The sequence below is a fragment of the Dactylococcopsis salina PCC 8305 genome (assembly GCF_000317615.1).
Lineage (GTDB): Bacteria > Cyanobacteriota > Cyanobacteriia > Cyanobacteriales > Rubidibacteraceae > Halothece > Halothece salina.
The window spans coordinates 682497-695397 of sequence record NC_019780.1; the positions used below are offsets into that span (position 1 = coordinate 682497).

At 43.2% G+C, this 12901-nt stretch carries 9 protein-coding genes; 4 read left to right on the forward strand and 5 right to left on the reverse strand.

Translation table 11 applies throughout. From position 1 onward, the window contains the following. The first annotated feature begins 5 nt into the window (after positions 1–5). Together DACSA_RS03465 and DACSA_RS03470 are read left to right on the forward strand one after the other, a co-directional pair. A protein-coding gene (locus tag DACSA_RS03465) for an IS1 family transposase (protein WP_456297634.1) occupies positions 6–715 on the forward strand; the annotation gives its coding sequence in 2 pieces (ribosomal slippage) (positions 6–386 and positions 389–715; 708 coding nt in all). Positions 716–772: 57 nt separating this feature from the next. Beyond that, positions 773–2980 (forward strand): diguanylate cyclase domain-containing protein, encoded by a 2208-nt coding sequence (locus DACSA_RS03470; RefSeq protein ID WP_015228444.1) that lies wholly within the window; start codon positions 773–775, stop codon positions 2978–2980. On the opposite strand, the gene DACSA_RS22790 is transcribed toward DACSA_RS03470, so the two are convergent. The 3 genes from DACSA_RS22790 to DACSA_RS03485 are packed head-to-tail and all read right to left on the reverse strand — an operon-like array spanning position 2933 to position 6520. Continuing rightward, on the reverse strand, positions 2933–3460 hold the full coding sequence (locus tag DACSA_RS22790; protein WP_015228445.1) for a FeoC-like transcriptional regulator: 528 nt from the start codon (positions 3458–3460) through the stop codon (positions 2933–2935). The genes DACSA_RS03470 and DACSA_RS22790 overlap by 48 nt on opposite strands. A gap of 60 nt (positions 3461–3520) precedes the next feature. Next, positions 3521–5872: a Fe(2+) transporter permease subunit FeoB gene (feoB, locus tag DACSA_RS03480; protein WP_015228446.1), complete on the reverse strand. Its 2352-nt coding sequence runs from the start codon at positions 5870–5872 to the stop codon at positions 3521–3523. 45 nt (positions 5873–5917) lie between these two features. Beyond that, the gene (locus tag DACSA_RS03485) at positions 5918–6520 is read right to left on the reverse strand and encodes a FeoA family protein (RefSeq protein ID WP_083874362.1); all 603 of its coding nucleotides are present in this window, start codon (positions 6518–6520) and stop codon (positions 5918–5920) included. Between the two features lie 278 nt (positions 6521–6798). Between DACSA_RS03485 and DACSA_RS03490 the strand changes: the two genes are divergently transcribed. Continuing rightward, on the forward strand, positions 6799–7461 hold the full coding sequence (locus DACSA_RS03490) for a hypothetical protein (protein WP_015228448.1): 663 nt from the start codon (positions 6799–6801) through the stop codon (positions 7459–7461). Here the strand turns inward: DACSA_RS03490 and murD are convergent. Further along, on the reverse strand, positions 7444–8796 hold the full coding sequence (gene murD / locus DACSA_RS03495; protein ID WP_015228449.1) for a UDP-N-acetylmuramoyl-L-alanine--D-glutamate ligase: 1353 nt from the start codon (positions 8794–8796) through the stop codon (positions 7444–7446). The genes DACSA_RS03490 and murD overlap by 18 nt on opposite strands. A 548-nt stretch (positions 8797–9344) precedes the next feature. Next, positions 9345–11726 (reverse strand): ATP-dependent Clp protease ATP-binding subunit, encoded by a 2382-nt coding sequence (locus DACSA_RS03500; protein WP_015228450.1) that lies wholly within the window; start codon positions 11724–11726, stop codon positions 9345–9347. Between the two features lie 232 nt (positions 11727–11958). On the opposite strand from DACSA_RS03500, the gene DACSA_RS03505 reads away from it, so the two are divergent. Beyond that, the gene (locus DACSA_RS03505; protein WP_015228451.1) at positions 11959–12891 is read left to right on the forward strand and encodes a TIGR04168 family protein; all 933 of its coding nucleotides are present in this window, start codon (positions 11959–11961) and stop codon (positions 12889–12891) included. Positions 12892–12901 lie beyond the last annotated feature (10 nt).

Here is a 12901-nt window from a genome sequence, read left to right on the forward strand (position 1 = left end):
GAGTAATGAATTGCCCAAAATGTCACTCTTCCAAATTTGTCAAAAATGGACATACGCATTATGGAAAACAGCGCTTTCGCTGTCAACATTGTGGGCGACAATTTGTTAATAATCCTTCTCGTCAACCGATTTCCCAAGACAAGCGTGATTTAATTGATAAATTGTTAAAGGAACGCTTAGCTTTAGCAGCGATCGCGCGAGTTGCTGAGGTTTCAGAGCGTTGGTTGCAAGACTATGTTAATCAAAAATATTATCTGACTCCTAAAGAAGCTAAAATTACTGAAAAAAAAAGAGGAAGGTTAATTCTTGAAATTGATGAAATGTGGTCATTCGTTGGTTCTAAGCGAAATAAAGTATGGATTTGGTTAGCTATTGATAGTTTAACTTGCATAAATTGTCGGTGTTTAAGAAGCGCGATCGCGATCGCGCCGCCGCCCGAAAATTATGGGATTCTTTGCCACCAGTTTACCGTCAATGTGCAACTTGTTATACAGATTTTTGGGAAGCCTATCAAGGAATTTTACCGACTAAGAGACATCAAGCAGTTGGCAAAGAAACTGGTCAGACTAATCATATAGAAAGATTTAATAATACACTTAGACAACGAGTTGGTAGATTAGTTAGAAAGAGTCTTTCTTTCTCTAAAAAATTCCAGAATCATTTAGGGGCTATTTGGGACTTTATACATTACTACAAGGCAAGCCTGCAACATTGATCATTACTATGCAGGACTACCCCTTTTACCTTACAAGTTCTTGGCATTGTCGGGTTAGTGGGTTATTTGTCTTATCGTAGCGGACAGCAAACCGTACAAGACTTAACGGATCAATTACTGGTAAAAACAGAAAACCAAGTCGTCCAAGAGCTTGATCATCACCTCAGTCTCCCCCATGAAATCAATCAGTTTAATATCGCGATGGTTGAGTCTGGGGTCATCGATTTAGAGAATTTAGACCAACTCCATAACTATCTGATTGCAGAACATCAAAAATTTCCACAAGTTACCAGTGTTCTTTTTGGTAATCCGCAAGGGGCGTTTTTATTCGTTAACGATACTGAGCTTCCAAAAGGTAACACAGCAGCCCAAGAGTTACAGGTTGAGGTGGGACGTTTTGATCTTGATAATCCAAGTCGAATCAATCTTTACGCCCTTAATGTAGGGGGAACAATTGGTTGCTATTTCAAGACGATTAAAAATGTTGATGTTCGTGAGCGTCCTTGGTATCGTCGCGCCGTGACAACCCAAACTTCAGGCTGGAGTGATTTGTTTCAGATTGGGACAGGTAATGTATTAGCAATTAATGCTTATGCTCCTTTTTACAACGCATCCCAAGAGTTGGAAGGGGTTTTCTCGATTAATTTGAGTTTAGAAGCCCTGAATCACTTTCTCGCAAATCTAACACTACGGAGTAAGGCGGGAGAGGTGTTTATTATAGAACGGAATGGCTTGTTAGTTGCTAACTCGGCGGGTGAACTCCCCTATCGGACTTCTCGTCGTCAAAAGGGTAAAATTCTCGAACCTGGCAAGGTTGAATTTCGTCGGATTCCTGCTCAAAAAAGTTCTAATCAGGTGATTGCCAAAGCGACAGCAGCCTTAACGGAAGAGTTTAATGATCTCAATACAATTCAATCACCGCAATTCATCGAGTTTGCCATGGAAGCTGGCAAAAAAGACCCCTATTTTTTGCGGGTGTTTTCCTATCAGGATGATTATGGGTTAGATTGGCTCGTTGTAACGGTTGTGCCAAAATCTGAGTTTACGGGGGCGATTGAGGCAAATGTCCGACGAACTATTGCTTTATCTGGAGTCGCATTATTAGCATCATTGGGGTTAGGGTGGTGGACTTCTCGACGGATTGCGCGATCGCTGCTTCGTTTGTCTCAAGCGAGCAAAAGTGTTGCACAAGGTAAGTTTAACGACTCTTTTTCCACCAGTCGCATCCGAGAAGTGGATACCTTATCGGAATCATTTTCTCAAATGGCGCGATCGTTACAAGAAGCGGAACAGTTTCGCGATCATTATCAAGCAAAATTAGAACAAGAAGTAACAGAAAAAACCCTTGCTTTATCAGAAAGTTATGCTGAATTACAACTGATTACAGATTCTATCTCTGGCTGTATTTCTTTTATTGATTCGTCTCTGCGTTATCAGTTTGTGAATCACACCTATGAAGTGTGGTTTAATTGTCGCAAAGAAGACATGATCGGGCGTACCGTTGAGGAAGTGATTGGTGCAGAAGCCTACCAAAAAGCCTTACCCGATATTCAGCGAGTGTTAGCAGGGGAAACCGTTACTTATGAGAAAGAATTGACTTATCAAGGGGGAAAAACTCGCCATGTGTCTGCGGTGTTAACGCCAAAATTGGATGCGAAGAATCAGGTTTTAGGATATTATGCTCTGATTACCGATATCAGCGATCGCAAGCAACTGGAATTAGAATTAAAAAAAGCGAATCAAGACCTCGAACAATTAGCAACCGTTGATGGGTTAACCCAACTAGCGAATCGTAGAACATTTGACAAACATTTACAAGAAGAATGGAATCGCGCTTACAGAGAATCTCTTCCCTTGAGTATTCTTTTCTGTGATGTTGATTATTTCAAAAAATATAATGATTATTACGGACACCAAGCAGGAGATGATTGTTTGCAGAAAGTCGCCTTGATTATTAAGGAAAACTGCAAACGAGCCGAAGATTTTCCTGCTCGATATGGCGGAGAAGAGTTTGTGATTATTTGTGCGGGAATCAATGCAGACAATGCTAAAAACTTAGCAGAAAATATTCGGAAACGGCTTTTTCATCGTGCCATTCCTCATGAGAGAAATCCTGATCAAAATCGAGTGACTTTAAGTATTGGAATCGCAAGTGTGATTCCCCGACCATGCGATAATCCTAATGATTTGTTAAGGGAAGCCGATCGCGCTTTATATTTAGCGAAAAAACAGGGGCGCGATCGTGTGATTAGTTTTCAATTCTGAGAAATTCCTTAGTAGTAAATAGGGGTTGCTGAAAAAGTCCATTGGTTGGTTAAGTAAGGCAAGAGGCAAAAGGCAAGAGGCAAGATGGGGAAGATGGGGGAAGATGGGGGAAGATGGGGAAGATGGGGGAGAAAAATCGCTCCCTTGTCCCCCTTGTCTCCCTTGTCTCCCTTGTCCCCCTTGTCTCCCTTGTCTCCCTTGTCTCCCTTGTCTCCCATTGCTCCCTTGTCTCCCATTTCTCCCTTGCACTTTTTGGGAAGGTTCATCAATCCATTCATAGAACTCAATTGCATGGAGATTGCAGAAGCTACAGCCCTCACAATGTTCTGGAATCGGTAACTGGCGGACTCTTCCTTTTTGGACTAATTTCATCAGCATTTGTCGCAGCGCATCTCCATCCATCTGAAAATGCAATTCAATTTCTGCCAAAGAAACCCGATGATGTTTGAGGACAAAATTTTGTAGTTCCTTTAAAATCATTAGTCTAGCCTACTCTAAATTAGCAACAATTTTTAAATGCTTCTCCCACATTCCAACCACTTAAGCACGAGTAGTGGTTTGAGTTTTTGGTTGAGAACGCGATCGCGCTAGGTGAGAATTTCGTGATATTTTCAGTAAGAAAATTGCTCCTCCCATGACAACAACACCACCGATGATCCAAGCTAGAGAAAAACCAGGATGCTGAGAAAAGGTAGCAATTTGATAAAACATACTCGCCACCCAGTAGCCTAAACCCGTTGTCCAACCAGCAGCTAAAAGCGTCCAACCGAGGTTCGTTTCACGGTAGATTGCGCCTGTTGCCGCCACACAAGGGAAGTACATCAACACAAACAGTAAATAAGCAAAAGCCGCAGCATTCGTATTAAAACGTTGTGACATTTGTCCAAACGTTCTCACTGCGATTCCTTGTTCAGCAGCAGCCGTGGTGGAATCTTGAACTTCACCGACACTTAAACCCAAAGGATCAAGCAATTGATTGCCCAAATCCGCTAAATTAGCAGGAATACTGGCAAAAGCTGCACCAATTCCAGCCCAGAAGCGAAAAGGCTCTTCGGCGGTTTCTGATGCTGCTGCCTCTTCTTGTGCAAGCTGACCATACAGGGAATCAAGAGAACCCACCATGGCTTCTTTCGCAAATACCCCTGTAAAAATGCCAACGGTTGCGGGCCAATTTTCTTGAGTAACGCCCATGGGAGAAAAGATCGGGGTGACAGCTTGGCTAGTGGCGGAGAGAACAGAATCTTTACTATCTTGTTGACCAAAAGAGCCATCAGTGCCAACGGAATTTAAGAAGCTCAAAACCAGCACCATCAGCACAATCACTTTACCCGCTCTCACCAAAAATCCTTTCAGTCTATCCCAAGCGCGGATCATTACCCCTTTTGGCTTCGGAATGTGATAAGGGGGTAATTCCATGACAAAGGGCGCAGCTTCCCCTTGCATAATCGTATTTTTCATTACCAGCCCCGTAAAGACCGCTGCTGCAATCCCAATGAGATAAAGACCAAACACCAGATTTTGTCCGTTACGAGGGAAGAAGGCAGCAGCAAATAGCGCATACACTGGCAATCTTGCGCCACAAGACATAAACGGGTTCATCATAATCGTCATCAACCGATCGCGCTTATTTTCTAAGGTTCGGGTTGCCATAATTGCGGGAACATTACAGCCGAATCCGACTAACATCGGCACAAACGCTTTCCCTGGTAAACCGACAAAACGCATTAACTTATCCATCACAAACGCGGCTCTTGCCATATAGCCCGAGTCTTCCAAAATGGAAAGAATGACAAAGAGTAAGCCAATTTGGGGGATAAATGTTGCTACCGTTTGCACACCACCCCCGAAAGCGGTAACAAAGCCAATGAGCAAACCAGGCGCACCGAGACCTTCTAACCAGGCTTGCGGCGCATCCACAAAGACTGTTCCCACGGAAATATCAAAGAAATCAATAAACGTCCCCCCGATATTAATGGCAATGAAAAACATTAAATACATCACCACTAAAAACAAAGGAATGCCAATCCAACGGTTAAGCACAAATTGGTCAATTTGATCCGATTTGGTATTACTGACCTGCCGTTTCTGTTTCACCGCATTTTGAATTAAACTGCGAATAAAGCCATAGCGACTATCAGCAACAATGATGTCGATGTCTTCGTGTAAGAGTCGGTGAATCTTGCGTCGATTTTCAACGACAATTTGATCCAGTTCTTTGCCTTTGAGTTCTGGGGCGACCCGATCTTCGTATTCTAAAAGATTCAGCGCGACCCAGCGTGTAGAAATCTTACGATTTTTTCCTTTTGCTTCCACTAACGGCTCGATTTGGTTGAGGGTATCTTCAATGACAGCCGGGTAAGCGACCACAGTGGGTAAGTTTCCTGGATTATCGACGAACTCGTTAATCCGACTTCTGAGGAGATTAATTCCTTCTCCTAAAAAGGCACTGATGGGAATGACATAACAGCCTAACCGTTGGGAAAGAATGTCTGTATCAATATCGAGTTCGCGATCGCGCGCTACATCCATCATATTCAGGGAGATGACCATCGGAACGCGCATTTCCATAATCTGCGTCGTTAGATAAAGATTCCGTTCTAAGTTCGACGCATCAACAATATTAATCACCAAATCCGCTTCTCCCGACATGAGATAATCTCGGGCGATCATCTCATCGAGTCCAGAGCCTTCGTCTTCGCCATCGAGAGCATAAACCCCTGGTAAATCAATGACAGTCACTTCCGCGCCATCATATTCATATTTCCCTTCTTTGCGGTCAACAGTGACCCCTGGCCAATTGCCAGTCCGCTGGTTCGTACCTGTGAGATCGTTAAAGAGAGTGGTTTTGCCGCAATTGGGATTACCAATTAAGGCAATGGTTTGTTGGTTCATGGTTTTATTCCTTAGTCATGTAGTTAATAATCAAATAAAGACATTCTATCCAGCTTCTTGAGACAATGCTTCGACGATCAGCGCTGCGGCTTCATCTTTTCGCAGACTTAATTTAAAGCCTCGCACCAGAATTTCTACGGGATCACCCAGAGGGGCAACATGAGTCACGGTAAACTCTGTGCCTGGGGTGAGTCCCATTGCCAATAATTTCTTTTTGTAGGCTTTCTTGGTTGCATCATCCATTTGTTCAAAGCGAGCCACTTTGCCTTGCTGATGAACCTGCAAATCTTTTAATGTTGTTTTTTGCGACTGCATATCATTTACCTCTTGTACTTCTACGAGATAATCAAAGGGTTGATCTGAGATGAGAATCCGTTTTGCCATGCCACCATCAATGGCAATACGGGTGTCTCCAACTCCAACGACCATATTTCCCGCCAGATTCTGTAAGATTTGAATTTTCATGCCAGGGGCTAACCCCATCCCCACTAGGCGATTCACCCCATCTTTGCTTTCATAGCCTGCAATCCAAAGCTGTTCCCCCACTTGCGCTTTCGCCAGTGGCATGATCGCGCGATCGCAATGCTGGTTTTGCTGTCGGTGGTGATGACGGTGTCGTCGTTGTCGATGGTGCGGTTGGTTAGCCATTATTAACTTTTTACCTTTGATTTAGAATGCTTTACTGGCTCAGGTGATTGCTCTAGGTATTGAAGCCGCTCTATAAAGCATCTCTTCATTATTGACAGTAATTTTTATTTGTTTACCTAAATTAGTGATAGCATAATCCACTTAATCACTTCTGATGAGTTAAGGAAAACTTAACCTTTCACTATGAAACACGGATGATTCCGAAGATCAAGGTTGGAAAACGTTATATTTAGGTTAGGTAATCCCCTTGCTGGTTTGATAAAAATAACTTTGACCTTATGACTCAAAAAATTGGCTTTATTCTGCTTTGGTTAGGATTTCTTTCCTACGGATTTATTTTTGCTCCTCCTGAAGACCCCAATACTTTTAATCTGATTCAAAAGTTATCTGCATTTGAAATCGAAGGAATCAATCCTTTAATTGTTTCCCTATTTAATTTAATGGGAGTCTTACCTTTAATGTATGCTCCGTTATTATTAATTGATGGCAAAGGACAAAAACTGGTTGCGTTTCCTTTTGTGATTTTATCGTTTGCTGTGGGAGCATTTGCGCTTTTGCCTTATTTTGCTTTTCGAGAACCACAATTAGAGTTTAAGGGCGAAAAAAGTTGGTTACTTAAAGTTTTAGATTCTCGTGTTTTTGGTATTTTTATCACGGGTCTTTTCTTATTACTTTTTATTTCTGGATTGCAAACAGGAAACTGGAATGATTTTGTTTTAAAGTGGCAAAACAGTCGTTTTATTCATGTGATGAGTTTAGATTTCTGTATGTTGGTCTTATTATTTCCCGCAATTTTAAGGGATGATTTAAAGCGGCGGAAAATTGCTGAATCAAGATTTTTTCAAACTCTAATTTGGCTGCCAATTTTAGGAACATTAACTTATTTTTGTGTTCGTCCAGCTTTACCCGCAACCAGTAAACAATTAAGCAGTTTCTCTTAAACATAATTCACGGAAATGATCGCCGCGCTGTTCAAAGTTATCGTATTGATCAAAACTAGCGCAAGCTGGAGACAATAAAACAGTTTTTGCTTCTTGTTTCTTCGTTGCTTCGATCGATGCGGTAACAGCGTTTTCCATTGTTTCTACAATTTTATAAGATTGAAAACCGATTTCTTTTAACCGTTGAGCAAATTTCGGCGCAGCTTCTCCAATTAATAAAACCCAACTGGCTTTTTCTTTAATCAATTGTAACCAATTCTGATCATTTCCTGTTTTTCCTTGTCCCCCTGCAATTAAAATCACTGGACTAGAAACTGATGATAATCCCACCCATGCTGCTTCGTAATTGGTGGCTTTACTATCATTAATAAAGGGGATACCGTTGATTTCACAAACGGGTTCGAGACGATGAGGAACTCCTTTAAAGTTGATTAAACTTTGCTCGATCGAGCTTTTTTCGACACCTGCTAAACGCGCCGCCCCGACTGCTAATAAAAGATTTTGCAGATTGTGTTCTCCCACCATCGGAAAATGTTTTACTGACAGCACTTTTTCGCCAAATGCAATAATTTCTTCATCCTCAATATAAATTCCAGCGCTGGGTTTTCCTAACAGTTGACTCTTTCCTTTAATGCTAGTCCAATGGACTTGTGACCAGTTGATCTCTCCTAAACTGCGTAGATAAGGATCATCACCATTAATAATTTTTAATTGCGAGCGATCGAGCAGCGACTTTTTAATCTGAAAATAATTTTCTAAAGTGTAGTGACGTTCGAGATGATCGGGACTAAATGTTGTCCAAATCCCAATTTCTGGGGCGAGTTTTTGTGAAGATTCGATCTGATAACTACTAATCTCGGCGATAATCCAATCTAACCGTTCTGTTTTCAAACCTAACTCACAAGCTGCCTTACCAATATTCCCACAAGCAGGCGCATTTAAACCCGCACCTTGAAATAAAGCCTCACATAAGGCGGTTGTTGTCGTTTTGCCATTCGTTCCTGTAATTCCCAGCCAGGGCGTTTCTTGTAAAGTGCGCCAAGCGAGTTCGATTTCTCCATACATGGGAATCTTATTTTCTCTGGCGCGGACTAAAATCGGAACATCCCAAGGCACACCAGGGCTAACAATAACCACATCAACCGTTTTCAGAACATCTAAACTCGGTGTATCTTCTAATATCACCGTAATTCCTTCTTCACTCAGGGAACGTTGATGGTTTTCTAATTCTGGAGATGTGCCTCGATCGCTGATCACCACCTCCCAACCCTGTTGTTTTAATAAACGGGCGGCAGCGATTCCAGAACGTCCCAATCCAATCACATAGGCATTCATATTGCAATCATAAATCGTTAACAGTTGACTATCCTATTATTGGTCTGCTTTGCTTCAGTGTCAAAATTTCCCTTAAAAAACCATGTAGGTTGGGTGGAGGGAAGCGAAACCCAACATCAATCAGTCATTAGGACAAAAATGTAGGTTGGGTGGAGGGAAGCGAAACCCAACACCAATCAGTCATAAGGACAAAAATGTAGGTTGGGTGGAGGGAAGCGAAACCCAACACCAATCAGTCATAAGGACAAAAATGTAGGTTGGGTGGAGGGAAGCGAAACCCAACACCAATCAGTCATAAGGACAAAAATGTAGGTTGGGTGGAGGGAAGCGAAACCCAACATCAATCAGTCATAAGGACAAAAATGTAGGTTGGGTGGAGGGAAGCGAAACCCAACATCAATCAGTCATTAGGTAGAGACGTTCCATGGCACGTCTCCACGCGAAATCCAACATCAATTATAAGGAATTACCTGAACCTGATATAATCTACGGTTTTTAGAAGGAAATGTTGGGTTACGTTATCACTTCACCCAACCTACTCTGTCTTGCTAACCGACGGGTTGCAATTGTTTTTTCTTCGCCGCGTCAGTGATCAGAATGTTACCGTCTTCATCCGTATCCACATAGGCGGTATCGCCTTCACTGAGTTCTCCAGAGAGAATCGCCTGTGCTAAGTTATCCTCTAAAAGACGCATTAAGACTCGTCTGAGGGGACGAGCGCCATAACTGGCATCATAGCCTTCATTAATGACGCGATCTTTAAAGCCATCACTGACTTTTAACTCGACACCTTGCTGATCTTGGAGACGAGTGGAAATTTCTTTCAGGAGTAAATCGGCGATTTCGCCCACTTCTTCTTTCTGTAATTGACGGAAGACAATCACTTCATCCACTCGATTGAGAAACTCAGGACGGAAATAGTTCTTCATTTCTTCTTGGACACGGTTTCGGATGCGAGTATAGCTTCCTTCTCCTTCTTCGTTTAACTCAAAACCAAGTCCACCGCCACCTTTTTCGATCGCTTTAGAACCGATGTTAGAGGTCATAATGAGCAAGGTATTTTTGAAGTCAACTTGTCGCCCTTTCGCATCGGTAAGATGACCTTCATCCAAAATCTGCAGCATGGAGTTAAACACATCAGGATGAGCTTTTTCAATCTCATCAAACAGTACCACTGTATAAGGACGACGGCGGATTTGTTCCGTGAGTTGTCCGCCTTCCTCGTAGCCAACAAATCCTGGTGGCGAACCGATTAACTTCGAGACACTTTGGGGGTCCATATATTCGGACATATCGAGACGAATCATGGCTTCTTCGTCGCCGAAGAGATATTGAGCTAGAGCCTTGGTTAATTCCGTTTTTCCGACTCCTGTGGGACCGGAAAAGATAAAGCTGGCGATCGGGCGATCGCGATCTTTCATTCCCACACGAGCGCGACGAATTGCTCGTGAAACCGCACTCACTGCTTCACTTTGTCCAATAATCCGTTCATGGAGCGTTCCCTCTAGATTTAACAGCACTTCTGACTCAGCTTGGGTCATTTTCGTGACGGGAACGCCTGTCCAAGAAGACACGATCGCCGCCACTTCTTCTAATCCGACAACAGGGGTTTCGGCGCTGAGTTTGGCTTTTTCGGTTTCATCACTGGATTTTTCCGCTAGGGAGTGATTTAAGTGTAATCTTGATCCGGCTTCATCAATTAAATCAATGGCTTTGTCGGGAAGCTGTCGATCGTTAATGTATCGATCGGAAAGTTTCGCCGCCGCTTCTAACGCTTCTGGGGAGATGGTTACTTTGTGGTACTCCTCATAAGGCTTGCGGATGCCCTCTAAAATCTCGATCGTCTGTTCTACGGAGGGTTCATCGACCATCACGGGTTGAAACCGTCGCTCTAACGCCGCATCTTTTTCAATGTATTGACGATACTCATCCATGGTGGTTGTTCCCACACATTGTAATTCCCCACGAGCTAAAGCAGGTTTTAGCAAGTTAGCGGCATCCATACCGCCTTCCATTGCGCCACCGCCGATCAGGGTGTGAATTTCATCAATAACCAAGATGATATTCCCTGCTTCTTGGACTTCTTTGACAATGCCTTTGAGGCGTTCTTCAAATTCGCCTCGGAAACGAGTCCCCGCAATTAATAACCCCATGTCTAAGCTGTAAACTTGCTTGTCGTGTAGGGTTTCTGGAACGTCTTTCCGTGCGATTCGTTGTGCTAATCCTTCCGCGATCGCGGTTTTTCCCACCCCCGGTTCTCCCACCAATACAGGATTATTTTTGGTGCGACGACCTAAAATTTGGATGGTACGCTCTACTTCTTGATCCCGTCCGATAATGGGGTCGATTTCGTCATTTTGAGCGCGATCGGTGAGATTCACCGCATAGGATTTTAAGCCTCCTTCTCCCTGTTGCTGAGGATTGAAGCCAAATCCACGTTGACGACGTTCTCCCATACTAGCGGTTGCGGGTGCGGCGGGTTCATCATCTCCAGAACTGGGATTATCGAGAGATTCCTCTAAACCATTCGCCACCTGTTTCGGATCAACCCCAAGCTGGCTTAAAACTTTGGTGGCGACTCCCTCTTCACGAGTCATGGCAAGCAAAATGTGTTCGGGTAAAATTGACTCATGGGAGCGTTGACGAGCAATTTCCAGCGCTTGCTCAAAAATTCGTTTGGCGCGTGGGGTGAAAGGGATATTCGAGGGAACATTCCCTGATCCTGATCCCACTAATCCTTCTACCACTTGACGAGCATCTTTCAGCTTGACTCCCATTTGATTTAGCAGTTTTGCTGCGTCGCTGCTTGCTTCCGCAATTAAACCTAATAGCACTTGTTCGCTTCCCACTAGGTTTTGTTTCATACGACGAGCTTCCTCTTGTGCGAGAACCACTGCTTTAATCGCTTTATCTGTAAAATATTCAAACATAGTTAGACTGGATTGATTGACTGCTTTCTTAACTTTTCTTATCTATTAGTTACACTTTATCCTTTATTGTTAAGCATTCACAATGGGAATAGCCGTAACCCTAGGGAGGAATTTTACGATTAATCTTGATTTTTCTCCTATTTTAAGGGGGATTCATTGGATTTCAATTTTTGCTTGATGTCGCAATGTTATCTGTAATTCAAACCACATTTTGACGAACCATAAGTTAAGGATGAAAGCGACACAACAACAAAAAAACTGCACAATTGCAGTGGTGGGAGATGTTCATGATCAATGGGATTGGCAAGATCATATTTGTTTATCGGTTTTGGGAGCGGATTTAGCACTCTTTGTTGGTGATTTTGGCAATGAAGCGATCGCGCTGGTGAAACGAGTGGCGGCGTTAAACTTACCAAAAGCCGTAATTTTGGGCAACCATGATGCTCATTACAGTGCGTCTAAACGAGGACGGAAAAAGTGTCCCTATGATCGGACGATCGAAGATCGCGTGCAACAACAACTGGATGATCTCGGTGAGAGTCATGTGGGCTACTCTAAACAAGATTTTGATTTTCTGGGGCTTTCGGTGGTGGGAAGTCGTCCGTTTAGTTGGGGGGGATCAAAATGGCGCAATAAGGAGTTTTATCAACAACGCTTTGGTGTGAGTGGGTTTGAGGCTTCTACGGAACGGATTTTAAGTGCAGTGGCGACCACTCGCTATCCGACTACTATTTTTTTAGCACATAATGGACCAAAAGGCTTGGGGGGAAATCCTCACGATATTTGCGGACGGGATTGGAAACCCGCAGGGGGAGATTACGGTGATCCTGATCTGACGAGCGCGATTGAGCAAACGCGCCAATTAGGAAAACAGATTCCTCTTGTCACCTTTGGTCATATGCACCACCGCCTCCGCCATACCAATAACTATCAACGAACGGCAATTGTCATCGACGAATACGATACCGTTTATTTTAATGCGGCTCTTGTCCCTCGCATCCTCAAAACCGAAGAGCAAACCTGGCGTCACTTTTTCTTAGTTTCTCTTTCTCCTTACGGGGTGACTGAAATCTGTAGTTATTGGGTAGGAGAAGCATGGGCGATCGTTAAGGATCAAATTTTCGTTGCTCCAATGGGACAAAATGCGAATAAATTGTTATCATAGTTTTTGGTCT

Coding starts and splice junctions, on each gene's coding strand:
- DACSA_RS22790 (WP_015228445.1), bottom strand. CDS start 3,460: ATGATTTTAAAGGAACTACAAAATTTTGTCCTCAAACATCATCGGGTT.
- DACSA_RS03505 (WP_015228451.1), top strand. CDS start 11,959: ATGAAAGCGACACAACAACAAAAAAACTGCACAATTGCAGTGGTGGGA.
- DACSA_RS03500 (WP_015228450.1), bottom strand. CDS start 11,726: ATGTTTGAATATTTTACAGATAAAGCGATTAAAGCAGTGGTTCTCGCA.
- feoB (WP_015228446.1), bottom strand. CDS start 5,872: ATGAACCAACAAACCATTGCCTTAATTGGTAATCCCAATTGCGGCAAA.
- DACSA_RS03485 (WP_083874362.1), bottom strand. CDS start 6,520: ATGGCTAACCAACCGCACCATCGACAACGACGACACCGTCATCACCAC.
- DACSA_RS03490 (WP_015228448.1), top strand. CDS start 6,799: ATGACTCAAAAAATTGGCTTTATTCTGCTTTGGTTAGGATTTCTTTCC.
- murD (WP_015228449.1), bottom strand. CDS start 8,796: ATGAATGCCTATGTGATTGGATTGGGACGTTCTGGAATCGCTGCCGCC.